The organism is Bacillus sp. (in: firmicutes) (genome assembly GCF_031983925.1).
GTDB classification, from domain to species: domain Bacteria; phylum Bacillota; class Bacilli; order Bacillales; family Bacillaceae_G; genus Bacillus_A; species Bacillus_A pacificus.
On record NZ_DALYZR010000002.1, the window covers coordinates 1,011,125 to 1,037,825 of the forward strand.

A 26,701-nucleotide genomic window follows, 5' to 3' on the forward strand; every position below is an offset into this window, starting at 1 on the left:
AACTCCCGCCCCTATAAAAGGGACGAGAGTTAACTCGCGATACCACCCTAATTATGAATTGATTACTATATGAATCAATTCATCACCTCATGGTGCCGTAACGTGGCAAAACGGCAGTGATTAGCTGCTCTCAGGATTAGCTTTCTGTTACCCTTCATTTAAAGCTTCTTTCAGCCATATGGAAGCTTCTCTCTATAAATGGACTGTAACGTACTTGTTCCGTCATTGATTTAATGTATTATATGACTAAATATAATAGAATTCTCTTAAGTTTGTCAATGTAGATAATCATTTATATTATATCAATTACTTATTAATCATAGCTATTCTACTATTCATTCTTAACAGCCTTTTCATATATTATGCATGTATTACTAAATTGTACTACTCCCGCGTACTTTTCCGAATATTTCATTTTTGTTATAATTAAATTATTAATAATAAAGGAGCGATTATAGTGACAACCTTATTGAGCAAAGCTAAAAATATGTTAAAGACTGATGAAACAATATTGTTTTACGTAGCCTGTTCACTAGACATATTTATTTATCGTTCCGTCGCAAGGCCGGGATTGTTAATTTTAACGAACAAACGCCTCTTCTTTTATGGACCAGATGTAAGTAAGAACCCATTATTTGAAGAGTACGCTTTCGCGAAAATTTCTAATTTAAAAGAAAAACAGCGACTTTTCAGCAATCAAATTGTATTTATGTATGATAATGAATGGAAAAAAATAAAACATATTCAAACAAATGATGTAAGCTCTCTCGTTCAAAAAATAAACGAACAACTCTCTAAATAATGATAGCCCTCTACTCTTATAAGTAGAGGGCCTTCCTATTGCATATCTTCTTTTTTCCAAAGAGGCCTTACATGAACGATTACTGTACGAATAACCGCTAAAATAGGAACTGATATTAATAACCCTACAATTCCTCCCACTTCTCCCCCAACTAGTAGTGCAAGCATAATAATGACAGGATGCATGCGAAGGGACTTACCAACGATATAAGGGGATAAAATGTTACTTTCTACGAATTGCAAAATAGCAATCGCAATCCCCGCTTTAATGAGTAAACTTGTTGATACCGTTGCCGCAATCATTAATGTCGGAATCGCCCCTAAAATAGGGCCAAAGTACGGTATTATATCCGTCACCCCAATAATAATACCGAGTAACAATGGATATTTCATACCGATAAACCAAAAGGAAAGAGCAGATACGCCCCCTAATACTAAACAAACAAATAACTGTCCTCGAATATAACTTCCAAGTGATTTATCAATTTCTTTCGCCAGCATTTGCCCCGTACTACGCCACTTACTCGGAACTAGTTTCCAAAAAATATGATAAAACTCGCCGTAATCTTTTAATATGTAAAATACAATGAACGGAATTAAGAAAATAATGAGTAACGAATCCAGTACACCGCGAGCTGTGCTCATCACTTTATTTAAAAGTGCTTGTATCTTCGTCTCTACTCCAACAAAAATTTGTTTCACCTTTTCATGAATAAATGACGGGAAGTTCGCTGTTTGTTCTGTAACACCATCCATCCAAGAATCATACATTTTTGTAAACTGCGGGAATTGTTCATTGATTTCTTGTAATTGCTTAATCACAACCGGCGTTCCTTTATAAATTCCATAACCAATTCCGCCAAAGAAAAGGATGTAAATGAGCAAAATAGCGAGTGTGCGCGGCATCCCTTCTTTATGAATTTTTTCAATTAAAGGATGCAATAAATACGCAATAAAACACGCGATAAGAAACGGTGTAATGGCCACTTTACATACAAAAATAATCGGTGCCCATAGCGGCTTAATTTTTAAAAAGACGAGCAAACAAAGAAAGACAAGTAACAATAATCCTAAACGGTATATCCAAATGATTTTAAGATTCTTCACACGAAAAACCTCCTCCACCTTTATTGTGAAAATAAATAGGGTAGGTTATGTGCAAAAGTTTTAAAATCTTTTTGTGCAGACCATACTGTTTTGTAAAGACGCACATATATATACATAACAAGGACAACCACCCCTGAGAACGCAGCGTGAAACAATTTAATCAGGAGGGCTCATAATGGTTTTATTTATGCTCGTATTATCAGCACTTTTTATGATTCTTGAATGGATTTGTATCGGGTTTGGTATTTGGAAAGGTTTCTTTATTCGTTCCTCACGAAAAGAAAGAGCGAAGCATTTATTTCATTACGGAATGCTTGGCGTTGGATGTTACGGCCTATCTTATCTCTTCTCTGAAATTGGACTTTTATATTTGCATACAAATGCATAAAAAAACTCCCTTGTTGATGAAGGGAGTTTTTTACGCTTATAAATAAGATTTAATCATCTTACGTGCTTTTTTCATATTGCGTTTTGAAAAGACATCTTGTTTGCGAGCATATTGATATGCTGCCGCTCCAACACCTAATGCGATTAATGAATTGCGTAGATTCAAAGTAAATCCCCCTTTTCGTTATCCGATCGTTCTTTCATTCTCATCAAATAAATCATCAAGAGAACTTAACGAACCATCTTCTTCTACTTGATGCGTATGGATTTTCCCCTTTGAAACCGATAATTCGATATAACAATTCCAGCAATAAAATTGGTTGACACCTATTTTCCCAATGTCTTTTCCTTTGCAATTTGGACAAATAAACATATGGCGTTCATCTCCTTACAGTCTCCCGGATTCTATTCGCCATTATTTCCAAACTGCATTCATTTATACATTGCTGGAGCCTTTCAACGTTATACGTTTGAAAGTTTCACTATATAATTTCACCTTTTTACATGAAATCATACGGTGAAATGTTTTCCACGTCCATTTCTTCGCCATTCACTGTTACCATCTGTACTTCTCCTTGCGATTCCTGCAATCGACTCGCTAAAGTCGTTTGACGCATTGCATCATCAAGGCGGTTTACACCAGACTGGAAAGCAGCTTCCTCCCCGCAAATAATAAGGAACTTCTTACTTCTTGTAATACCAGTATAAATTAAATTACGACGTAACATACGATTATAACTTTTTACTATCGGCATAATTACAATCGGAAACTCACTACCTTGCGATTTATGAATGGAACAGCAATAGGCATGTGTAATTTGATTTAAATCTGGTTTTGTATATGTTACCTCAATTCCATCAAATGAAACGATAATCATATCTTGTTGCTCAACGTTCTCTTTTGCATAAAACACCGAAACAATTTCTCCGATATCACCATTAAACACTTGACTCTCCGGCTGATTAACGAGTTGCAAGACTTTATCGCCTCTTCGATATACAACATCACCATAAGCAATTTCTTTACTCTTTTCCCTTTTCGGATTAAATACTTCTTGCAACGCTTCGTTTAGTACATTAATACCGGCCGGTCCACGATACATCGGGGCCAATACTTGTACATCTCTTGCACTAAAACCTTTTGTCTTAGCATTTTCACAAACCTTCTTAACAACCTCAACAATTTGAGCTCCTGTGCAGCCGATAAATGAACGATCTTTTTGATTTTGCGCTAAATCTGGTGGGAGTGTTCCATTTTTTATCGCATGAGCAAGTTGAATTACTGATGAACCTTCCGCTTGACGATAAATTTCAGTAAGCTTTACAGTTGGAACTGCACCTGCATTCAATAAATCTTTCAATACTTGTCCAGGTCCTACAGATGGTAATTGATCTTCATCACCTACAACGATAACTTGAATGTTCGTCGGCAATGACTTAAACAGCTGATTTGCAAGCCAAATATCAACCATTGAAAATTCATCAATAATAAGCAACTTCCCTTGTACCGGATCTGTTTCATTACGCTGGAAAGACCCTTCTGGCGTCCAGCCAAGTAAACGGTGAATTGTACAAGCTGGAAGTCCTGTCGATTCACTCATTCGCTTCGCTGCCCTTCCTGTTGGAGCCGTTAATAATATCGGAAATGGATTATCATCACTGTATTCATTCGGATTTAACGATAGCCCGTGAAGTGACGCATACATTTCAACAATTCCTTTAATAACTGTTGTTTTTCCTGTTCCTGGTCCACCTGTCAATAACATCATCGGTTTATGAAGTGCCGTTTGAATTGCTTCTTGCTGAAGTGGTGCATACTGTACGCTCAGTTGTTCTTCAATTTCACCTAACGTCTTTAACACTTCTGCTTCAGGGAATGAAGGTGTTTCCTCCTGATTCATGAGCCTGCGAATAGACTTTACAACACCTTTTTCAGAGTAGAATAACGATGCCAAATACACTCGTTCTTCTTCAATAATGACTTTCCCTTCACTTTGCATCATTTCAATACAACCTATAATGTCTTCCTCCGTCACTCTTCCTTCTTGATTATTTAAAAGTGACATCGTTTCTCTTACAAGTTGATCTTTTCTCATATAAACGTGACCAAGTTGTAATGATACATTCTCTAACGTATAAAAACATCCCGCACGTACACGATCATCATGATTACCCGATATCCCTAACGCACGTCCTATATCATCCGCTCTTCCAAATCCAATTCCATCCACTTCTTCAATAAGCTGATATGGATTATTACGAATCACTTCTAATGTCATCTCTTTATATTGTTGGTAAATCTTAATAGAAAGCTTCGTTCCAAAACCGTAACCATTTAAAAAACTCATTACTTTCTCTAATCCTTGATGTTCAACAATTGTCTCATATATTTCTTGCGCTTTTTGCTTGTTTACAACACCATTTAAAGCCTCAGGATCATCCATAATTTTAGAAATAGCATATTCCCCTAGATGGTCCACAATTTTTTCAGCTGTACGCTTTCCTATCCCTTTAAATAAATCACTCGCTAAATATTGCACCATACCTGCTTTTGTTTGCGGCAATTCTTTCTTAAACGTTTCAACTAAATATTGTTTCCCATACTTCGGATGGTCTTTAAAATGCCCTGTCAACGTAAACACTTCATCTTCATGCATGCGGGGAAAATGACCGTTTATCATCACTTTTTTTTCATCGTACGTTTCATTCGTTTCAATGACTTTCATACTGACAACGGAATAGAGGTTTTCTTCGTTGTGGAAAATGGTATGAAGAACTTGCGCTTTTATAAACTTTTTCTCTTCCTCAAACAAATCCATTGCATGTTGATTTCCCATCTTTCCTCTCCTTTCCGGTTTCGCTTCACTTTAATGAGCAGTACATCCCCCACCTATTTAGATGAGGGATAACTACCCATTAAACTACATTTTTCTTATTCAGCTTCTTGCTCTAATAAACGAACACCATTACCCGCTAAAAAGTGATCTGGCTGAATTTCAGTTGCTTTCTTAAATAAAGCGAGAGCCTTCTCATTTTTTTCCTCAAATACGTAGGCAACACCTAAATTATAATACGCATCTGCATGCTCTTCATCCATTTCTAATACCTTTTCAAAATAAGGTTTCGCCTCTTGAATATGTTCTAGTCGCGCAAAGCAAAGTCCGCACTGGAACAAAGCTTCTACATCGTTTTCATCTAATTCTGTTGCTCTTTGTAAAAACGGCAGTGCAAGACGATCATTTCCAAGTTGCACATGTGTAATACCTAACATAAACGTTACATCAGCTGATTGTAATCCAGCTTGCATCGCTTGTTCAAATACAGCTTTAGCCTCTGCAAATTGCTCTTGACCGTAATATACGTTTCCTAATCCATAATAAGCAGCCGCAGATTTATCATCTAACTCTAATGCACGTTTATAAAATAAAATTGCTCTCTCACTATCACCTAGTACATCTAATAAGTTTGCAAAATTAATATATCCAAGCGCATCTTTCGGATTTTCTTCGATTGCTTCTGTGAAATTTTTAGCAGCTTCTTCCCAGTTTCCTTCTTGCATATATTGAATACCTGTTTCAAGTTTGTTTGACATGTCCTTCACCTCTACAACAAATTATAACAAAGAATGTATTTTCCAAGCGAACGAAAATTCGCCTTATGTAAAAGAAACCTCTAACCGCGAATCGGTAGAGGCTTCTCATTTTATCCTAAATAATCCAATTTCTTACCGCTACGGTACACTTCATCAATTGTAGCACCGCCTAAACACTCATCTCCATCATAGAAAACAACTGCTTGTCCTGGTGTAATTGCACGAATTGGCTCGTCACAAAGAATACGAACTGTATTTTCATCAACGATTTGAACCGTTACTTTATTATCTTCTTGACGATAACGGAATTTCGCTGTGCACTTAAATTCTTTCTCTTTCGCTTTATTACTTACCCAGCCAACATTTGTAGCAATAACTTCGTCGCCATATAGAAGTTCGTTATGGAATCCTTGATCAACATATAAAATGTTTTCTTTCAAGTTTTTCCCAACAGCAAACCACGGATCACCGTTACCACCAATACCAAGGCCATGACGTTGTCCAATTGTGTAGTACATTAAACCGTCATGCTTTCCTTTCACTTCACCAGATAATGTTTGCATCACACCTGGTTGTGCTGGTAAATAGTTACTTAAGAAATCTTTAAAGTTACGCTCACCAATGAAGCAAATACCAGTACTATCTTTCTTCGCCGCTGTCGCTAAACCAGCTTCTTTCGCCATTTCACGAATTTGTGGTTTCTTCAGTTCACCAAGCGGGAACATTGTTTTTGATAATTGCTCTTGGCTTAATTGATTTAGGAAATACGTTTGATCTTTATTGTCATCAACGCCGCGAAGCATTTTATATTCGCCGTCCATATAAGCAACGCGTGCATAATGACCTGTTGCTACATAATCAGCACCGAGCGCAATGGCATGCTCTAAAAATGCTTTAAATTTAATTTCTTTATTACACATTACATCTGGGTTTGGTGTACGACCAGCTCGGTATTCATCTAAGAAGTACGTAAATACTTTATCCCAGTATTGTTTTTCAAAGTTTACTGCATAATACGGAATACCAATTTGGTTACACACTTCAATTACATCATTGTAATCTTCTGTTGCTGTGCAAACACCATTCTCATCTGTATCATCCCAGTTTTTCATAAAAATTCCGATTACATCATAACCTTGCTCTTTTAATAAAAGAGCCGCTACAGATGAATCAACGCCACCGGACATCCCGATGACAACGCGTGTTTCGTGAGGTAGTTTGTTCATCATGTCACCTCCCATGCTAATTTTGTGTTAATCGCTTCACGATTTTCACTGTTTCGTACGCCGCTTTCTCAACTTGCTCTTTCGTATTTCCAAGTCCGAAACTAAAACGTACGGATGAACGTATTTGATCGGAGTCTTTTCCGAACATCGCCACTAATACATGTGATGGATCAATCGAACCAGCTGTACAAGCCGAACCACTTGATACTGCAATGCCAGCTAAGTCTAAGTTCACAAGAAACGGTTCAATGTTCATTCCTGTAAAACTAATATTAAGCACATGTGGTAATCGATATTCTAAGTTTCCGTTTACCTCGAAAGTAATGTCTTCATTTTTGAAGACAGATACCATTATATCTTTAAACTCTTCATATTGGGCATTTTTTTGCTCACGAGTTTTTTCAGCTAGCAAAATTGCATGTTGCAACCCAACGATGCTCGGCACATTTTCAGTACCAGCACGGCGTTTTCTTTCTTGCTCCCCACCTATTAATAACGGTTCAAATTTCACGTCTGCACTAGCGTATAGGAACCCGACACCTTTTGGCCCGTTAATTTTATGAGCTGAAATTGATAATAAATCAATACCAAACTCTTTCACATCAATTTCTACTAAACCGTAAGCTTGTACCGCATCTGTATGGAAATAAGCTTGATGCTCTTTTAGCAGCTTACCTATTTCCGCAATTGGTTGCATCGTCCCAACTTCATTATTCCCAAACATAATAGATACAAGAATTGTCTCTTCTGTTAATGCCTTTTGTATGTCAGAAACTTGAACACGTCCTGTTTCATCAACAGGTAAATATGTCACTTCAAACCCTTCACGCTCTAACAATTCACACGTATGCAAAATTGCATGATGTTCAATTTGCGTCGTTATAATATGGTTACCTTTATGACGGTTCGCACGCGCTACACCGATAAGTGCTAAATTATCAGCTTCCGTACCACCGCTCGTAAATATAATTTCATTCGGATTCGCATGAATGCTACGTGCACATGCGCGTCTCGCCTCATCTACAGCATGGCGCGTTTGACGTCCATAAAAGTGAATACTAGACGGATTTCCGAATGTTTCTGTCATATATGGAATCATCTTTTCGACCACTTCCGGGTGAGTCGGAGATGTCGCAGCATGATCTAAATAAATGCGTTCCATTAAATCTCCTTCTTTCCAAATCGTTTCACAAGGAATTAAATGTAAAACATATAGCCCCCGTGATTTTCTTCCTCATAACGTACTAAATCTTCTAACGTTGTACTATCTAACACTTCTTGCACCGCATCACGAACACGCATCCATAATTGGCGTTGTGCTGGTTCTTCTTCTTCTATCATTTCTACAACACTAATCGGACCCTCTAATACACGGATTACATCCCCAGCTGTAATGTTAGCTGGCTGATCTGATAATACATACCCGCCATATGCTCCGCGTGTACTCTTTACTAGACGCGCGTTACGAAGTGGTGAAATTAATTGCTCTAAGTAATGTTCCGATAAATCATGTGCCTGCGCAATTGATTTTAAGGAAATTGGACCTTCACCAAACTTTTTTGCAAGATCGATCATAATTGTTAAGCCGTAACGGCCTTTCGTTGAAATCTTCATCTATTTTGCACCTCTTTTCAAATTTTCACTTCTATTGGTTATATCTTATTTATAAAAGAACACAATTTAAAATCCTATGAAATTATAGCATAATATAGTATTATAAGAAATTTCAACTTGTGTATCAAAATGATAACATAAAATCACATTGAAAAACTCGGAAATTATTACAATTGAAAGAAAAATGAAAATATTCATATTCATTTTTCCCACAAAACAGCATCCTATTTCAAATTCCACTAAAAAAAATGATACGATAGAAAGAGATTATACATTAAGGGAGACGGTAAAAATGAAACAACCACTCGCACATCGAATGCGCCCTACAAATATTCAAGAAATTATCGGACAACAACATTTAGTTGGTGAAGGAAAAATTTTATGGCGAATGGTCCAAGCAAATCATTTTCAATCTATGATTTTATATGGCCCTCCAGGCACTGGAAAAACATCCATCGCGAGCGCAATTGCAGGAAGTACCGGAACCCCTTTTCGCCTATTAAACGCTGTTACTCACAATAAAAAAGATATGGAAGTTGTCGTACAAGAGGCAAAGATGCATCGACACCTCGTTTTAATTTTAGATGAAGTACACCGTCTAGATAAAGCAAAACAGGATTTTCTATTACCTCATTTAGAAAGTGGACTCCTTACCTTAATTGGTGCGACGACGAGTAATCCGTTCCATGCTATTAATTCCGCTATTCGAAGTCGGTGTCAAATCTTCGAATTACACGCATTAACAGAAGATGATCTTTTAATTGGCTTAAAACGAGCACTTGAAGATAAAGAAAAAGGTCTTGGGGAATATGATGTAACTGTTACGCCTGAAGCATTACATCACTTCGCAAATGCATCAGGTGGAGATATGCGTTCCGCTTATAATGCACTGGAGCTAGCTGTTTTATCTAGCTTTACAACTGATGACAAAGCTGCGGAAATTACGCTGGAAATCGCCGAAGAATGCTTACAAAAAAAGAGCTTCGTTCACGATAAAGGCGGAGATGCTCATTATGACGTATTATCAGCATTTCAAAAATCAGTGCGCGGAAGTGATGTAAACGCAGCACTTCACTATTTAGCACGTCTTATTGAAGCTGGTGATCTGCAAAGCATCGGTAGACGTCTTCTTATTATGGCATATGAAGATATTGGACTTGCTAGCCCGCAAGCTGGACCGCGTACGCTAGCAGCTATAGAATCAGCTGAACGCGTTGGATTCCCAGAGGCGCGCATACCACTTGCAAATGCCGTTATTGAGCTTTGCCTATCACCAAAATCAAACTCAGCTTATAAAGCACTTGACGCTGCCTTACACGATTTACGGAACGGGCAAACAGGCGACATCCCAAGTCATTTAAAAGATAGTCATTACAAAGGCGCAGAGGCACTTGGAAGAGGCATTGGCTACTTATATCCACACGACCATCCAAATGGTTGGGTACAGCAGCAATACTTACCTGATAAAATAAAAAACAAACAATATTATAAACCGAAAATGACAGGGAAATTTGAACAAGCACTTTCTACTGTATATGAAAGATTACAAAGTTCGAATAAAACGAAAAATAAAGGGTAACATAAGCGAAAACGTCACCATTATGGAGGCTTCGCTTATGAAAACACGTCAAGATGCATGGACAAAAGAAGACGATCTCCTTTTAGCAGAAACTGTTTTACGACATATTCGCAGCGGCAGTACACAAATAAAAGCATTCGATGAAGTCGGCGATGCTTTAAACCGCACTTCCGCAGCTTGCGGTTTTAGATGGAACGCTGAAGTAAGACCGAATTATGAAGATGCGGTACAGCTTGCGAAAAAACAACGTAAAGAATTAAAGCGCTCTGAAGCTAAAATAGAAAAAAATCAGTTCACAAAAACGAAACAACTCGTAATCGATGCTGAGTTTTCAGAAGATATTGTACCAAGTAAACAAGAACTTACAATGCAAAATGTCATCTCGTTTTTGCAAAACTTGGAGCACAATAATCCTTCAATCGCAAAGTTACAAACTGAAAATGAAGTATTACAAACTCAGCTCACTTCCTTGCAAAAAACGAATGATGAGCTCGAAACTAAATTAGCTGTACTCACAAAAAAACAACAAGCAATCGAAGAAGATTATGCAATGCTCGTTAGAATTATGGATCGTGCTCGAAAACTCGTTTCAGTTGAAGAACAAGAAGAGCAGATCGCTCCCATTTTCAAGACAGATCAAAATGGAAATTTAGATATTATTTATTCTGCAGAGAATTAAAAAAGATGTCACCTAGCCCAATTTCCCGGCTAAGTGACATCCTTTTTTTGTCTCTTCGGTGGATAGCATATTGGTAAATGAAATTATATCGACTATTCGACAAGGAATATCGATTTACCGACAAATATTTACAAAATAAGTAAACCTGCTATACAAAGAACTCCCTGAATTGACTGGATATTTTTTACTTAAATGTTACTATAAACATATACGATTGAAAGGAGCTGATTGCCATTTCATTAGTAGCCTTCAAAATAACACTCGGTATTCTCGTTCTAACGTTAGGCCTTTTTACGATTCATAGTTTAAAAAAGACCTCAGGTTATAAATCAGACAAATATGATTATTACTTACTGGCCTTGCTTACATTTGAACTAGTAGCAATACAAATCCCCCTATTTCTTTAGCACATATAAAAAAGCATATATCCGAAATGGATATATGCTTTTCTTTTATTCTTGCCCTACACGTTTCACTTCTACGTTTTTAATGCGTTCACGTACAACGTGACTTGCCATAATTAAGCCTGCCACAGATGGTACGAATGCGTTTGATGAAGGTGGTAATTTCGCTTTACGAATTTTTGCATTTTCGTCTGGTACGATTTCTTTACGTACTTCTTCACGAATTACGATTGGATTTTCATCAGAGAAGACAACTTTTACACCTTTTTTAATACCCTCTTTACGAAGCTTCGTACGAATGACTTTCGCAATTGGATCTGTATGTGTTTTAGATATGTCCGCAATACGGAAACGAGTTGGGTCCATTTTATTTGCTGCACCCATACTTGAGATAATTTTAATTTTACGACGTAAACATTGTTTAATTAAATGAATTTTGAACGTAATCGTATCAGATGCATCCACTACAAAGTCTAAACCGTGTTTAAAGAACTCTTCATATGTTTCATCTGTATAAAACATTTCTAGTCCAATTACTTCACACTCTGGGTTAATGTCTGCAATACGCTCTTTCATTAATTCTACTTTTGAACGTCCTACAGTAGATACTAAAGCGTGAATTTGACGGTTTACGTTTGTAATATCTACAACATCTTTATCTACTAATACGAGACGCCCAACTCCAGAACGTGCTAACGCTTCAGCTGCAAAAGAACCTACGCCGCCAATTCCTAAAATACCGACTGTACTATTTTTTAATATTTCAAGTCCTTCTTTACCGAAGGCTAATTCATTACGTGAAAATTGATGTAACATTCAGCTCTACACTCCTATTACAAAAATGGTCTACCATGTATTCTAGCGTTTTTCCGACTATTTGTATAGAAAAAGTTATAGAATTCCTAAAAATACATATTTCGAAAATAAAAACATAGTGTAAACCGGGATTTTGTTTCTTCCTAAATACACGTTTAAAAAGGAGGATTCAGAGAGCCGAACAGATCGAGGCGCTGAAGCCAGGAGGAGCGCAGTGTAGCGTTACTACTCGAGCACCGGGCTAGCATACGTAACGACGAGATGCGACAGCCATCTGAACCGGACTTTTTAAACAACCTCTCAAAAAAAGTCTAGATGGTATTAGTATAACCATCTAGACCCTATTCTTACTTCTCTTCTTTTAAGCTTAATTTTAAGTTTAACTCTTCAAGCTGTGCTTCTGCAACTGGGCTTGGAGCTTCTGTTAATAAGCAGCTTGCGCTTGCTGTTTTTGGGAATGCAATTGTATCACGAAGGTTTGTACGACCTGCAAGTAACATAACAAGACGGTCTAAACCTAATGCAATACCACCGTGTGGTGGAGTACCGTATTCGAATGCTTCTAATAAGAATCCGAATTGCTCTTGCGCTTCTTCTTGTGAGAATCCAAGTGCTTTGAACATTTTTTCTTGTACGTCACGCTCGTAAATACGAAGTGATCCACCACCAAGCTCGTAACCGTTTAATACAAGGTCATATGCTTGTGCACGTGCTTTTTCTGGTGCTGTTTCTAATAGCTCAACATCTTCACGGAATGGCATTGTGAATGGGTGGTGAGCTGCGAAGTAACGATCTGCATCTTCATCATACTCAAGAAGCGGCCAATCCGTTACCCATAGGAAGTTATATTTACTTTCGTCAATTAACTCAAGCTCTTTACCTAGACGTAAACGAAGTGCACCTAAGCTATCTGCAACAACGCTCTTCTTATCTGCTACGAATAGTAATAAATCACCAGCAGTAGCTTCTAATGTAGTCATTAACACGTTTGCATCTTCTTCACCGAAGAATTTCGCGATCGGTCCTTTTAAGCCGTCTTCTTCCACTTTAAGCCAAGCTAAACCTTTTGCACCGTATACTTTTACAAATTCAGTTAATGCATCGATGTCTTTACGAGAGTACTTGCTCGCAGCACCTTTTGCATTAATTGCTTTTACTTGTCCGCCGCTTTCTACAGCACTTGTAAACACTTTAAATCCACAACCTGCTGCAAACTCAGATAAGTCTGTTAGTTCCATTTCAAAGCGTGTATCTGGCTTATCAGAACCGTAACGAGCCATTGCATCAGCGTAAGTCATACGAGGGAATGGTGCACTAATCTCTACACCTTTCGCATCCTTCATAACTTTCGTCATCATGCGCTCCATCATATCTAAAATTTCTTCTTGTGTTAAGAATGAAGCTTCAATATCGATTTGCGTAAATTCTGGCTGACGGTCCGCACGTAAATCTTCGTCACGGAAACAGCGTGCTACTTGATAGTAACGCTCAAATCCGCCGACCATAAGAAGCTGTTTAAATAGCTGTGGAGACTGTGGTAACGCATAGAATTCACCGTCATGTACACGGCTTGGTACTAAATAGTCACGAGCCCCTTCTGGCGTGCTCTTCGTTAAAATTGGTGTTTCTACTTCTAAGAACTCTTCTGTATCTAAGAAATTACGAATTGTTTTTGTTACGTCATGACGCATTTTGAATGTATTGAACATTACAGGACGACGTAAGTCTAAATAACGATATTTTAAACGCACATCTTCTGATGCATCTGTATCATCAGCAATAATGATTGGCGTTGTTTTCGCTGCGTTTAATACGTTTACCTTTGTTGCTTGTACTTCAATACGACCAGTTGCCATATTGTCATTAATTGCGCCTTCACCACGCTCAACAACTGTACCTTCTACGTGTAATACGTATTCGCTACGAATTGTTTCTGCTACTTCTAGCGCTTCTTTTGATGTTTCTGGGTTAAATACAACTTGTACGATACCTGTACGGTCACGTAAGTCGATAAAGATTAACCCACCTAAATCACGGCGTTTTTGTACCCAACCTTTTAATTGAACTGTTTGTCCAACTGCTTCTACTGTTACTTTTCCACATGCATGTGTTCTTTCAGCCACTGTAAGTTCCCCCTATATTAATTTCTCTGCTACGTATGAAGCAAATACATCTAACGCCACTTCTTCTTGTTCGCCTGTTGCCATATCTTTTAAGTTAATGATGCCTTTATCTAGCTCATCTTCCCCTAATACAGCTACAAATTTCGCTTTTAGACGATCTGCTGATTTAAATTGTGCTTTCATTTTGCGGTCTAAATAATCTTTTTCAACTGATAATCCAGCTTTACGAAGATCAAACGCAACTTTTGCAGCATGGTCTTTCGCTTTTTCACCAAGCGCTACAACGTAACAATCAATGCTATGTTCAATTGGTAATTCAATGTTTTCAGCTTTTAGCGCCATAATTAAACGTTCAATACTCATCGCAAAACCGATACCTGGCATTTCTGGTCCACCGATTTCTTGTACAAGTCCGTTGTAACGTCCACCACCGCTTAATGTAGTAATAGCACCGAAACCTTCTGCTTCACTCATAATTTCAAAAACAGTGTGCTGGTAGTAGTCTAAACCACGTACTAAGTTCGGATCTTTTTCAAATGGAACATCCATCATCGTTAATAGTTCTTGAACTTTTTCGTAGTATACTGCTGAATCTTCATTTAAGTATTCTGTAATAGATGGTGCTGTTCCCATTAATTCATGGTTACGGTCCTTCTTACAATCTAAAATTCGAAGAGGGTTCTTTTCTAAACGAGATTGACAGTCAGAACAGAACTCACCGATACGTGGCTCAAAGTGTGCGATTAACGCATCACGGTGCGCTTGACGGCTCGCCGCATCACCTAAGCTGTTTAATACAACTTTAATATTTTTTAAGCCCATGCCGCGGTAAAACTCTACAGCAAGTGCAATTACTTCTGCATCAATTGCAGGGTCGTTACTACCGATTGCTTCAATACCAAATTGTACGAATTGACGATAGCGACCTGCTTGCGGTCTTTCGTAACGGAACATTTGACCGATATAATATAATTTCGTTGGTTGTGTTGCGTCACCGAACATTTTATTTTCAACGTAAGAACGTACAACAGGTGCAGTACCTTCTGGACGTAATGTTAAACTACGCTCTCCACGATCTTGGAATGAGTACATTTCTTTTTGTACGATATCTGTCGTATCACCAACACCACGTAAAAATAGCTCCGTGTGTTCAAAAATTGGTGTACGAATTTCTTTATAATTGTAACGACGGCAAATTTCGCGTGCTTGCCCTTCGATATACTGCCATAACTCAACAGTGCCTGGAAGAATATCTTGCGTTCCGCGTGGGATTTGAATAGACATATTCAGTTCCTCCTCAAATTGTTTTAATCTTAATAAAAATAAAAAAACTCCCGCCTCTACTGTTTGAACAGTAGGGACGAGAGTATTATACCCGTGGTGCCACCCTAATTGAAGCACGTATGCTTCCACTTTTTTAATAACGCTTAAATGTGCGTTCATCCCTACTAAGCGTATATGCCGTTCAAGTTGAAACCTCTAGAGTGTCATTCAATCAGTCATCATGTAGAAATGTTTTCAGCCTAAGACATTTCTTCTCTTTCCATGTGTGTCTCATTTACTCTTCTCTATCAACGGTTATATTCATATGTAAATATAAAATTACTATACGTTTGTTCAGTAGGATTGTCAAGTGCTCTAAGAGCGTTCAATCTGCTTCTTTAGACGCTTTACATCTTGAAGAGAAATGCCAAACTCAGAAGCAAGCTCCATCGAAGTATTGTTTTGCTCTTTTGAAATAAAATCATGAAAATTTACGTTAAACAGTTGATTTGCACCATTTGTAACAGAATGCCCTTTTTCATTCATACGCATACGTATATCCCTCACATTCAATATGGATGTTTTACTTTTTATTGTTCCATATTGATTAGAGAGTTATACATAAACGAAAAAGCTATTGACTCAAAATAAACATTAGTATTATTGTATTTATAATAATTGGCCAGTCCACTCGCTAGCATATGATGCTTCAAATGAATATAACAACACTGCAATACCTAGCCCAAATACGATCATTTCTAACATTACATGTAATATACCTTGCACTTCCCTTTCTTCCACAGGAAATAAAGCATACATTAAACTACTTCTACACACTGATTCAATATACGAACCAACGCCTCTGGATTAGTTTCCATTACCCAATGCCCACCAACTTCAATAGAAAAAACTTCCCATTTTCTATCCCTTGCTTTTTTTGCTGATTCTAAAAAGATAGGCGTCATTGGCCAATGTTCTGGATTATCCTTTACTTCTACGTATATATGGGGTATAAGTTGCGCTTTAGAGTTTTTTATTTCAACCGATTGTGTAAAAGCCAACAATGACATCGCTGATTTTTTTTCATCTATTGTATTTCTAGGAAGAACACGCCATCCTTCCCCGTATACTTTTACTTCTTCTATAAAATGTGCGGCCATTTCCGGCCCAGAAATATCCATAACAGAATCACCATTTTCCGGAAGCATTGCATCCACGTATACTAGCTCTTTAATAAACTCAGGAATCTCTTCTGCTACACCTGTAATTACCATACCAGAATAACTATGCCCTACTAAAATTACATCTCTTAGACTCTCATATTTAATAGTATTAACAATGTCTTGAATAAATGTTTTCAGCCCTATATTAGGTTGCATAAGATGTGTTCGTTCCCCAAGTCCAGTTAATGTAGGAGTATATACACTATGACCCTCTTCCCTTAAAAGTTTAGCTAGTTTTTTCCAAACATAACCGCCATCCCATGCTCCATGAACGAGTACAAATGTTTCCATAAGATTTACCTCCCATAATCCCCCGATTATATCGTTTATTTTCTTAACTATCATAACAATAACTAGAAAAATATACCATTAAAAACCACAAAAGAAGAGAGGGGCTCATCCCCTCTCTTCTTCAGCAGCACTATTTACTTTCCACAATTAAGGTCACCGGACCATCATTGATTAAAGAAACATCCATCATTGCTCCGAACTTCCCTGTTTCTACATGCAATCCTTGCTTACGAACTTCCTCATTAAAGAAATCATATAAACGCTCTGCATAGTCAGGTTTGGCAGCATCCATAAAGTTTGGACGTCTTCCCTTGCGGCAATCTCCGTATAATGTGAATTGCGAAATGGATAGAACTTGTCCTTCTACATCAAGTACAGAATGGTTCATCTTTCCGCTCTCATCTTCAAAAATACGTAAGTTCGCAATTTTTTCTGCAATGTAAGTTGCATCTTTTTCTGTATCTTCATGCGTAATGCCAACTAGTAATGTTAAACCGAACGGAATTTGTCCTACGATCTCACCGTCTACTGTGACAGACGCTTCCTTTGATCGTTGTAAAACAACTCTCATCTTTTCTACACTCCCTATTAATGCATCATGCGTCGTACTGCATAAATTTCTGGAACACGTTTAATGCGTTCTACTACTTTTTTCAAGTGCTGTAAGTTACGAATAGAGATTGACATATTAATTGTCGCCATCTTATTACGGTCACTTCTACCAGAAACTGCCGAAATGTACGTTTTCGTCTCTGTAACAGCTTGTAATACTTCATTTAATAAACCACGGCGATCGTAACCTGAAATTTCAATATCAACGTTATACTCAATTTCTTTTTCAGGGCTACCTTCCCACTCTACTTCTAATAAACGTTCTATAGCTTCTTCTGTATGAACATTTACACAGTCACGGCGGTGAATCGATACGCCTCGGCCTTTCGTAATATACCCAACGATATCATCACCAGGTACTGGGTTACAGCATTTTGATAAACGAATTAATAAATTATCTGCACCACTTACTTTAACGCCAGAATCCCATTTTCGAATTTTCATCGGTTTACGAACTTCTTTAACTTCAACAATCTCTTCTTCTTCACGTTGCTTACGGAACTTGTCCGTTAGTCGCGTAACAATTTGCGATGCAGTGATGCCATTATATCCAACTGCCGCAAACATATCTTCTTCATTTGCAAAGTTGAATTTTTCAGCAACTCGTTTTAAATTATCAGGAGCTAACACTTCTTTCATCTCATACTCTAGGCTACGCACTTCTTTCTCAACAAGTTCACGGCCTTTTTCAATATTTTCATCTCTACGTTGTTTCTTAAAGAACTGACGTATTTTGTTTTTTGCATGAGATGTTTGAGCAAGTTTCACCCAATCTTGACTTGGTCCATACGAATGTTTCGATGTTAAAATCTCAATGATGTCACCTGTTTTTAATTTATAATCAAGTGTCACCATTTTCCCGTTTACTTTTGCACCAATTGTTTTATTTCCAATTTCTGAATGCACACGATATGCAAAGTCAATTGGAACAGATCCAAGTGGTAATTCCATTACATCGCCTTTCGGTGTAAAGACGAATACCATGTCAGAGAATAAATCAATTTTTAATGACTCCATAAACTCTTCTGCATTAGAAGCTTCATTTTGCCATTCTAATATTTGACGGAACCATGTAAGTTTCTTCTCTAATGTACCTGCTGTTTCTGCTGTTTTTCCTTCTTTATACGCCCAGTGTGCCGCGATCCCGAATTCTGCGATCTCATGCATTTCTTTCGTACGAATTTGCACTTCAAGCGGATCACCTTTCGGCCCAATTACAGTCGTATGAAGAGATTGATATAGATTTGCTTTCGGCATTGCAATATAATCTTTAAAACGACCTGGCATCGGCTTCCAGCACGTATGAATAATTCCAAGTACTGCATAACAATCTTTAATACTATTTACAACGACACGTACAGCTAATAAATCATAAATTTCATTGAACTGTTTATTTTGCAGTGCCATTTTACGATAAATGCTGTAAATATGTTTTGGTCTTCCAGAAATTTCAGGTTGAATTGCAACTTCATCTAATTTCTCACGAATACCAGTCATTACTTCCTCTAAATACTCTTCACGTTCTGCACGTTTACGCTTCATTAAATTTACAATACGATAATATTGCTGTGGATTTAAGTAGCGAAGTGACGTATCCTCTAGCTCCCATTTAATAGTACTAATTCCGAGTCTATGTGCTAAAGGTGCAAAGATTTCTAACGTTTCATTCGCAATGCGACGCTGCTTCTCTTGAGGCAAATGTTTCAATGTACGCATGTTATGAAGACGATCGGCTAGTTTAATTAAAATAACTCGAATATCTTGAGCCATTGCAATAAACATTTTGCGATGGTTTTCTGCTTGTTGTTGCTCATGAGATTTATATTTAATCTTTCCGAGCTTTGTCACACCATCGACAAGCATAGCAATTTCTTTATTAAATTCCCGTTCAATATCTTCTAATGTAATCTCTGTATCTTCTACTACATCATGTAAGAAACCTGCTGATACTGTAGCTGGATCCATGTGTAAATCAACTAAAATACCTGCAACTTGAATTGGATGAATAATGTATGGTTCACCCGATTTTCTGTATTGTTCGCTATGCGCATCGCGTGCATATTCATAGGCACGTGCTACTAGCTCAATATCTTCATCCACTAAATATTGACTTGCTTTCTCGAGTACCTGTTCAGCTGTTAGTACCTGCTCATTTGCCATCGAATCACCTTTTATTGAAAATTGACTTTATCTTTATTGAATAGAATAAATTATATTCTATCATTATAACCCAATGATTGTGAATTGTGAAAAGGAAAAGATTTTACTGACATTTCACTATAATTTTTTGTTCAATTATACAAAAGTACCCGCTCCTCTCCAAGAGATTCACGGGTACTTTTTATCACCGTAGTTTTACCTATATAGTGATTAGTATTTTTCTAATACTAATACATCGTAACCATCTAACATTTTACGACCATCTAAGTAAGTAAGTTCTACTAAGAATGCAATTCCTGCTACAACTCCGCCTAGCTCTTCAACTAACTTAATTGTCGCTTCAATTGTTCCACCTGTAGCTAATAAGTCATCTGTAATTAATACGCGTTGACCTGGTTTAATTGCATCTTTATGGATCGTTAAAACGTCTTTACCATATTCTTTACCGTAGTCAACTGTAATTACTTCACGTGGTAATTTTCCTAATTTACGAACTGGCGCAAATCCTACTTCTAATGCATAAGAAACTGGGCAACCGATAATGAAACCACGAGCTTCTGGTCCTACTACAAGATCGATGTCTCTCTCTTTTGCATACTCAACGATTGCATCTGTTGCTGCTTTGTATGCTTTACCGTCGTTCATTAACGGTGTAATGTCTTTAAACACAATACCTTCTTTTGGATAATCCGGTACAATTGCGATATGTTGCTTGAAATCCATATTTCTGAATCCTCCTCAGATCTAAAAGGTTTGTAAATACAAATCCTTTACCCTAACTGTTCTACTTCTTTATGATTACGAATCGTTTCAAACCATGTATATAGTTGCTGATATGTGCTATAAACCAATTCTTTTTCTAATTGTAAGTGGTTCATTTTCTCACGATATGTGCTCGATTCAATTAAATCACGCTTTTGTTTTTTGTCTGCCATAAAAATGACGCCATCTTTTATTGTAACAAATTCTAACTCAAAAAACACCTGTGTCATGAAATTTACTGTATCTTTTGACCAACCTTTATGCTGACATAGTTGCGCTCCATATTGTCTTAAAGAAAATGGTGATTTTTGGCTCAAGAACGAATAGTACCATTTAAAATGTTCTCTCGTTGGAACAGTACTAAATAAATGATTATTCTCTTGATAAAATAGTGTATAAATTCGCGACGGGAATCCTACTTTAAATAGCTCTCTTAATTCATCTGTCCCTTTTGGTAAATCAAGGAATACGATGTATTGATCATCTAACTCGGTCACTTCTGATGCATGCATCATATGCTCTTTATAGTCTTCTAAAGAAAATTTATTCAATACCTCTTCAGAAAAATACACCATCGTGATTTTCCCTTTCGGAAGTTCTGCTAAATTTGCTTCTACGTTACGCATACTACGCCAATCGAATAATTGCCATGCTTCTACAGCAATATCTTGTACCATTAATTGCGGCTTCTTAAAATTATTCCATTCATTGATAGACGCTTCTCCTATTACAGATACTTTTGCAACTGGAGAAATTTCTTTCGCATATGCGCCAAAACCGAATCCAATTGTATCCAATGTTGCTTGTCCATCACGAAGAGACATCTTTAAATGAGAACCATCTGATCCGATTGCACGAATACTTTCTAACTCCGCATCTTTCACCGCAATACGTGGCTTTGGATTTCCAACACCAAATGGCGCTAACTTTTGCATATCTTCAATTGCTGCAAGTGTTACGTCCTCCACTTTGCAAAAAGCATCGACAGCTGTAATTGGAATAAAATCTTCTTCTGTTAAAATTGTATCTGCCTGTTCATTTAAACGGCGGCGTAATTCATCTACATCATTCATATGTAGCGTCATTCCCGCTGCCATCGGATGTCCTCCGAAGTGTGGCAATAACTCTCTACAATCTGACAAGTTTGCAAACAAATCAAATCCTGCAATACTACGCGCTGAACCTTTTGCAGTTTCTTTTACAGGATCAATGCATAATACAATCGTTGGACGATAAAAACGTTCAACTAATTTAGAAGCGACAATTCCAATTACACCTGGATTCCACCCTTCTTTTGCAAGCACTAATACTTTATTGTCTTCAGGAGGGAAATTCGTTTCCACTTCAGCGATAGCTTCTTCTGTAATTTGCTTTACAATATCTTTTCGCAGTTTGTTCAGCTCATCAATTTCTTCAGCCAGCTCTTTCGCTTCTTCGGGATCCTCTGATAATAAAAGATGTACAGCCGGCGTAGCATCTTCTAAACGTCCAACTGCATTAATACGAGGTGCGATTGAGAAGCCAATACTCTCTTCTGTAATTTCACTTTGCGAAACGTTAGCAACTTTAAATAGCGCCTTTAGTCCGATATTTTTCGTCATGCGCATATGTTTTAAACCGCGCTTCACTAGCAATCTATTCTCACCGTGAAGTGATACTAAATCGGCTACCGTACCAATTACTGCAATTTCTAATAAATGTTCTGGTACACGGCCCAGTAGTGCATGTGCAACTTTAAACGCAACACCTACACCAGCTAAATAGTGAAACGGATACACACCGCCATCTAATTTCGGGTGAATAATCGCAAGTGCTTCTGGCAATTCTGGTGGTGGCTCATGGTGATCTGTAATAATTAGATCTATCCCAAGTTCCTTCGCTACCTTCGCTTCATGTACAGCTGCGATACCAGTATCGACAGTAATAATGAGTGAAAATCCTGCGCTATGCGCCCAACGAAATGCTTCTTCATTCGGTCCATAACCTTCTGTAAAACGGTTTGGGATATAAAATTCTACGTCTGCACCTAATTCTTGTAAGGCAATATATAAAACAGTTGTACTACTTACTCCGTCCGCATCGTAGTCACCAAATATTAATATTTGCTCTCCATTTTGAATCGCCTTATTTACACGTTCTACCGTTCTATCCATTCCTTCTAATAAAAACGGATCATGAAATTCTTGATTTTCTGTATTTAAAAAATCTAAAATCTTATCTTCTGTATCTAGTCCTCTACCGAGGAATAACGAAACGACAAGTGGTGATAATTGTAATTTACTTGCTAATTCACTCACTCGCTCGCTATTATATTCTTTTTCTTTCCAACGCGTCTTCGGTTGTAACACGAAATCACCCCTTAACCTGTTCATTATACAAGACAGATTAAGGGGTGACAATATCATGCAAACTACGATGTAATATCTGTATACTAAAATGTTACTAATGTTTAATTTGGAGAATACGGATTTATATGTACAAATACATTTTGTACGTTATCTTGCAGCATAAGCGTTTCTTTCACACGCTTTCCAATGCGATGTCCTTCTTCTACAGTAATATATGGATCTACAGAAACTTTAATATCTACAATAACGTAATGACCATGCTCCCTCGCATATAACGAACCGATTTTTTTCACACCATCTATTTGAAGTACTGCTTCTCTAAGCGGAATAACATCTTCCTCATGAAGAACATGATCAAGCGTTGCATGAATTGCTTCTGTCCCAATACTCCATGCCATTTTTGCAACAAGAAGTGAAACAAATAATCCTGCAATTGGATCGGCATACACAAGCCAATCTAACCCGAACTTACCACCAATAATCGCTGCACAAATACCGATTAAAGCTGCAATTGAAGAAAATACATCCGAACGGTGCTCATATGCATTTGCAATAATTGCATCGCTATTTACCCTTTTCCCTAATCGAAATTTATATTGAAACATTCCTTCTTTCACAATAATCGAAAGAACAACAGCAAAAATCGTAATTCCCTTCGGCGGTTCTAATTCCTGCGAAAAAGCTTTTATGGACGAAATCGCTATCTCGATTCCCACAATAAATAATAATACTGCAACAATAATCGCTGAAATCGATTCCGCTTTACCGTGACCATACGGATGATCTTCATCGGGCGGCTGCTTTGCTGCTCGTAATCCAAACAGTACAGCTAGCGAACCAATTACATCTGATGCAGAATGCACAGCATCCGCTAATAGCGCTTTACTGTTCCCAATATAACCAATTACCGCTTTTATGATTGCTAATATAATATTACCAACGATCCCGACAATAGCACCAAACTCGGCCTGTTTAAAACGTTCATCTTTTTCCATCATTAAAATCCCTTCTTTTCTTAACCTATCTTTTTATCCCACTTTAATGGGCAGTAAGACCCCTACCTCAAAATTCAGTGAAAGCAAAAAATTTAGGTGGGGGATCAACTGCCCATAAAAGTCCGATTGGTTCAACTAATAATCAGTGGGGGGATGAAGAACCCCCCCACTGATTAAAGTTTCACTTTATTGTAACAAAAACAGCGATAACATCACCACTTTCTTCCATTTTCCATTTCAAAGTCGCTATCTTATTGTATCCACAAACGAAAAAAGAGATGCCTCATAAAGAGACATCATCTTTTTTATACTTGCGGTTCAGATTCTACTTTCTCAACCTTTTTCTTGTTTTTGCCCTTTTTCAAACGACGGTTTTCAAGCATTAACCAAATTTGAGAAGCAACGAAAACAGAAGAATACGTACCTACAACTAATCCAACAAGTAACGCAAACGAGAAGTTACGTAGTGACTCACTACCGAAGATAAGCAATGCAAGTACTGGGAATAGCACTGTTAGTACAGTATTAATCGAACGACCAAGCGTTTGACGAATACTTGCATTTACGATTTCTTCTAAGTCTTTTATATCACGTACTCGTTTTTTCTGTTTGTATAATTCACGGTTTCTATCAAATGTAACGATCGAGTCATTAATAGAATAACCAATGATTGTTAATACCGCAGCGATAAACGTTAAGTCTACCTCTAACTGGAAAATACTAAATATAACAATCATAACGAATGCATCATGTAATAATGCAAGTACTGCAGATAATGCATACGTAAATCGGAAACGAATACTTACGTATAAAATGATAACCGCAGAAGCAATTAATACTGCGATAAATGCATTTCGTGCAATCTCTTTCCCGATTGTTGGTGAAACTGTACTTACGTTTGGATCTGTACCATATTTATCGTGGAAGAATGTTTTTGTTTTCGCAATTTCATCTTTTGATAGAACACCTAATGTACGAACTGCGAATCCTTTATTGTCATCTCCAGTCGGTACAATATTTTCTTCCTTCACGTCAATGTTCAATTCTTTAAAATCTTTATGAACATCAGACACAGTAACTGCTTGTTTTGATTGCAAGTCGATACGTGTACCACTCGCAAAGTCAATACCAAGATTCAATTTGAAAATTGGTAAAATAATTGCACCTGCAATTACAACTACCAGCGAGAAGATAAGGAATTTATGACCGACATTTACGAAGTTAATACGATCAAATCTTGTCGGTGGATGTACTACACCTTTTGTTAATGGAATAATATCCTTTTGTTTCACACCAAAGTATCCTGGTTTTTTATCGAAGTAACGGCTCTTTACAAGTAAACTTAGTAAGAAACGAGTACCGAATACGTTCGTAATAAAACCGACTAAAATACTTACGATTAAACTTGTTGCGAACCCTTTTACAGAGCTATTACCATAAACGAATAATACACCAGCTGCTGCAAGTGTTGTAATATTCGCATCTAAAATGGTTGCTAATGAACGATGGTTACCAGCACGGAATGCCGACATCATTGACTTACCAATTTTCAGCTCTTCTTTCAGTCTCTCGTACGTAATAATATTCGCATCAACCGCGATACCTACCCCGAGCACTAACGCCGCAATACCTGGCAACGTAAGAACTGCATGCATCCAGTTAAAGACAAGTAATGTAACGAAAATGTATAAACCTAACATAATAACCGCTACAAGTCCTGGTAAACGGTAGAATACAAGCATAAATAAGAAAATAAGAGCGATACCAATCGCACTAGCGAAAATTGTTTGCTCTAACGCTTGTTGACCAAACTTCGCTCCAACAGATGTTGAATACATTTCTTTTAAATCAACAGGAAGTGCACCTGCATTTAATAAAGATGAAAGTTGTTTCGCGCTTTCAACTGTAAAGTTTCCACCCACGATAGATACTTCAGCTTGGTTAAACACTTGGTTTACTGTTGCTGCTGATAAGAACTTCGGATTCGGTTTTGCAGATTCTGCTTTGTACGAATCTTTTCCTTCTTCAAAATCAAGCCAAATTACCATTAAATTCGTTGGTGGTGGCATTTTTGAAATTTTTTCAGTTACTTCACGGAATTTTTCAGCGCTTTTTAGTGTAAGACCTACACTCGCACGACCTTGCTCATCAAATGTTTGCTTCGCTCCGCCGCCTTTTAAATCCGTTCCATCCATAAGAAGGTTGTCATCTACATCACGGAATGTTAATTTCGCTTGTGTTGATAACATTTCACGTGCTTTTTGCTGATCTTGTACACCAGCAAGCTGTACACGAATTCGGTCTTGCCCTTCAATTTGAATGTTCGGTTCACTTACACCAAGTACATTGACACGATTTTCAAGAGCACCTACTGTACTTACAAGTGCCTCTCGGTCAATTTTATCACCTTTTTTGGCTGGTTTTACTTCATACAGAATTTCAAAACCACCGCGAAGGTCTAGTCCTAGACTAATTCCTTTTGCTATGTCTTTTCCTGCCGCACCAATTACTCCACCGATTAATAAAACGATGAGGAAAAAGGCGGCAATTCTCGTACCACGCTTTGCCATATGTACCCTCTTTCCGCTACTAACACTTCAAATAAATCTTTTACGATTCACCTTCACACGTGTGCATACGCCTAGTTAGTAGACTTCCTTTCTATAATTTTGCTAGTTCCTCACCAGCTGTGTCGGTAAGTTTTTCACATTACCGACAC

Annotated in this window: 23 protein-coding genes, 1 pseudogene and 2 other annotated features; of the genes and pseudogenes, 4 read left to right on the forward strand and 20 right to left on the reverse strand. The window is 37.5% G+C overall.

Features of this window, described 5'->3' with window-relative positions; genetic code table 11:
• Positions 1-15 precede the first annotated feature (15 nt).
• Positions 16-235, reverse strand: a binding site (T-box leader).
• A 222-nt stretch (positions 236-457) separates the two neighbouring features.
• Complete coding sequence (locus RTP99_RS11425) at positions 458-802, forward strand: PH domain-containing protein (protein ID WP_000209593.1); 345 nt, start codon at positions 458-460, stop codon at positions 800-802.
• Positions 803-837: 35 nt separating this feature from the next.
• On the opposite strand, the gene RTP99_RS11430 is transcribed toward RTP99_RS11425, so the two are convergent.
• A complete protein-coding gene (locus tag RTP99_RS11430) occupies positions 838-1,908 on the reverse strand; it encodes an AI-2E family transporter (protein ID WP_000793116.1) in 1,071 nt (356 codons plus the stop codon).
• 175 nt (positions 1,909-2,083) lie between these two features.
• On the opposite strand from RTP99_RS11430, the gene RTP99_RS11435 reads away from it, so the two are divergent.
• A complete protein-coding gene (locus RTP99_RS11435) occupies positions 2,084-2,296 on the forward strand; it encodes a hypothetical protein (RefSeq protein ID WP_000242550.1) in 213 nt (70 codons plus the stop codon).
• 36 nt (positions 2,297-2,332) lie between these two features.
• On the opposite strand, the gene RTP99_RS11440 is transcribed toward RTP99_RS11435, so the two are convergent.
• The 7 genes from RTP99_RS11440 to cymR form a co-directional block, all read right to left on the reverse strand.
• Entirely contained in the window at positions 2,333-2,461 is a 129-nt protein-coding gene (locus tag RTP99_RS11440; RefSeq protein ID WP_001053553.1) for a YrzQ family protein, read from the reverse strand.
• An 18-nt stretch (positions 2,462-2,479) separates the two neighbouring features.
• Positions 2,480-2,668: a hypothetical protein gene (locus RTP99_RS11445; protein WP_000469281.1), complete on the reverse strand. Its 189-nt coding sequence runs from the start codon at positions 2,666-2,668 to the stop codon at positions 2,480-2,482.
• A 127-nt stretch (positions 2,669-2,795) separates the two neighbouring features.
• Positions 2,796-5,132, reverse strand: a complete 2,337-nt coding sequence (gene recD2, locus RTP99_RS11450; protein WP_000528074.1) for an SF1B family DNA helicase RecD2 — start codon at positions 5,130-5,132, stop codon at positions 2,796-2,798.
• A 95-nt stretch (positions 5,133-5,227) separates the two neighbouring features.
• Complete coding sequence (locus tag RTP99_RS11455) at positions 5,228-5,887, reverse strand: tetratricopeptide repeat protein (RefSeq protein ID WP_000066391.1); 660 nt, start codon at positions 5,885-5,887, stop codon at positions 5,228-5,230.
• Positions 5,888-5,997: 110 nt separating this feature from the next.
• A complete protein-coding gene (gene mnmA / locus RTP99_RS11460) occupies positions 5,998-7,113 on the reverse strand; it encodes a tRNA 2-thiouridine(34) synthase MnmA (RefSeq protein ID WP_001038008.1) in 1,116 nt (371 codons plus the stop codon).
• Between the two features lie 16 nt (positions 7,114-7,129).
• Positions 7,130-8,275, reverse strand: coding sequence for a cysteine desulfurase family protein (locus RTP99_RS11465; protein ID WP_000439905.1), 1,146 nt, complete (start codon positions 8,273-8,275; stop codon positions 7,130-7,132).
• A gap of 35 nt (positions 8,276-8,310) precedes the next feature.
• The gene (gene cymR, locus RTP99_RS11470) at positions 8,311-8,727 is read right to left on the reverse strand and encodes a cysteine metabolism transcriptional regulator CymR (RefSeq protein ID WP_000704116.1); all 417 of its coding nucleotides are present in this window, start codon (positions 8,725-8,727) and stop codon (positions 8,311-8,313) included.
• A 292-nt stretch (positions 8,728-9,019) separates the two neighbouring features.
• On the opposite strand from cymR, the gene RTP99_RS11475 reads away from it, so the two are divergent.
• A complete protein-coding gene (locus RTP99_RS11475; RefSeq protein WP_000812932.1) occupies positions 9,020-10,306 on the forward strand; it encodes a replication-associated recombination protein A in 1,287 nt (428 codons plus the stop codon).
• A gap of 37 nt (positions 10,307-10,343) precedes the next feature.
• A complete protein-coding gene (locus RTP99_RS11480) occupies positions 10,344-10,985 on the forward strand; it encodes an RsfA family transcriptional regulator (protein WP_000857707.1) in 642 nt (213 codons plus the stop codon).
• A 452-nt stretch (positions 10,986-11,437) separates the two neighbouring features.
• Here the strand turns inward: RTP99_RS11480 and RTP99_RS11485 are convergent, their stop codons facing one another.
• The 12 genes and pseudogenes from RTP99_RS11485 to secDF all read right to left on the reverse strand — a co-directional run bounded on the left by RTP99_RS11485 (position 11,438) and on the right by secDF (position 26,552).
• Positions 11,438-12,205 (reverse strand): tRNA threonylcarbamoyladenosine dehydratase, encoded by a 768-nt coding sequence (locus RTP99_RS11485; RefSeq protein ID WP_000903177.1) that lies wholly within the window; start codon positions 12,203-12,205, stop codon positions 11,438-11,440.
• A 347-nt stretch (positions 12,206-12,552) separates the two neighbouring features.
• The gene (aspS, locus tag RTP99_RS11490; protein ID WP_000840911.1) at positions 12,553-14,328 is read right to left on the reverse strand and encodes an aspartate--tRNA ligase; all 1,776 of its coding nucleotides are present in this window, start codon (positions 14,326-14,328) and stop codon (positions 12,553-12,555) included.
• A gap of 12 nt (positions 14,329-14,340) precedes the next feature.
• The gene (gene hisS / locus RTP99_RS11495) at positions 14,341-15,612 is read right to left on the reverse strand and encodes a histidine--tRNA ligase (protein ID WP_000027087.1); all 1,272 of its coding nucleotides are present in this window, start codon (positions 15,610-15,612) and stop codon (positions 14,341-14,343) included.
• 69 nt (positions 15,613-15,681) lie between these two features.
• Positions 15,682-15,912, reverse strand: a binding site (T-box leader).
• A gap of 54 nt (positions 15,913-15,966) precedes the next feature.
• The gene (locus tag RTP99_RS11500; RefSeq protein WP_001242605.1) at positions 15,967-16,143 is read right to left on the reverse strand and encodes a hypothetical protein; all 177 of its coding nucleotides are present in this window, start codon (positions 16,141-16,143) and stop codon (positions 15,967-15,969) included.
• Positions 16,144-16,225: 82 nt separating this feature from the next.
• Positions 16,226-16,395: pseudogene (locus RTP99_RS11505) on the reverse strand (YrdB family protein); the annotation flags it as partial.
• Positions 16,396-16,409: 14 nt separating this feature from the next.
• On the reverse strand, positions 16,410-17,105 hold the full coding sequence (locus tag RTP99_RS11510) for an alpha/beta fold hydrolase (protein WP_000447393.1): 696 nt from the start codon (positions 17,103-17,105) through the stop codon (positions 16,410-16,412).
• A 130-nt stretch (positions 17,106-17,235) separates the two neighbouring features.
• A complete protein-coding gene (locus RTP99_RS11515; RefSeq protein ID WP_001266956.1) occupies positions 17,236-17,676 on the reverse strand; it encodes a D-tyrosyl-tRNA(Tyr) deacylase in 441 nt (146 codons plus the stop codon).
• A 17-nt stretch (positions 17,677-17,693) separates the two neighbouring features.
• Positions 17,694-19,877 carry a GTP diphosphokinase gene (gene relA / locus RTP99_RS11520; RefSeq protein WP_001262814.1) on the reverse strand — a complete coding sequence of 728 codons (2,184 nt, stop codon included), beginning with the start codon at positions 19,875-19,877 and terminating at the stop codon, positions 17,694-17,696.
• Positions 19,878-20,087: 210 nt separating this feature from the next.
• A complete protein-coding gene (locus tag RTP99_RS11525; protein WP_000346214.1) occupies positions 20,088-20,600 on the reverse strand; it encodes an adenine phosphoribosyltransferase in 513 nt (170 codons plus the stop codon).
• Between the two features lie 47 nt (positions 20,601-20,647).
• Complete coding sequence (recJ, locus tag RTP99_RS11530) at positions 20,648-22,987, reverse strand: single-stranded-DNA-specific exonuclease RecJ (protein WP_000941279.1); 2,340 nt, start codon at positions 22,985-22,987, stop codon at positions 20,648-20,650.
• 101 nt (positions 22,988-23,088) lie between these two features.
• Positions 23,089-23,982 carry a cation diffusion facilitator family transporter gene (locus RTP99_RS11535; protein WP_041184786.1) on the reverse strand — a complete coding sequence of 298 codons (894 nt, stop codon included), beginning with the start codon at positions 23,980-23,982 and terminating at the stop codon, positions 23,089-23,091.
• 305 nt (positions 23,983-24,287) lie between these two features.
• Complete coding sequence (gene secDF, locus RTP99_RS11540; RefSeq protein ID WP_001119087.1) at positions 24,288-26,552, reverse strand: protein translocase subunit SecDF; 2,265 nt, start codon at positions 26,550-26,552, stop codon at positions 24,288-24,290.
• Positions 26,553-26,701 lie beyond the last annotated feature (149 nt).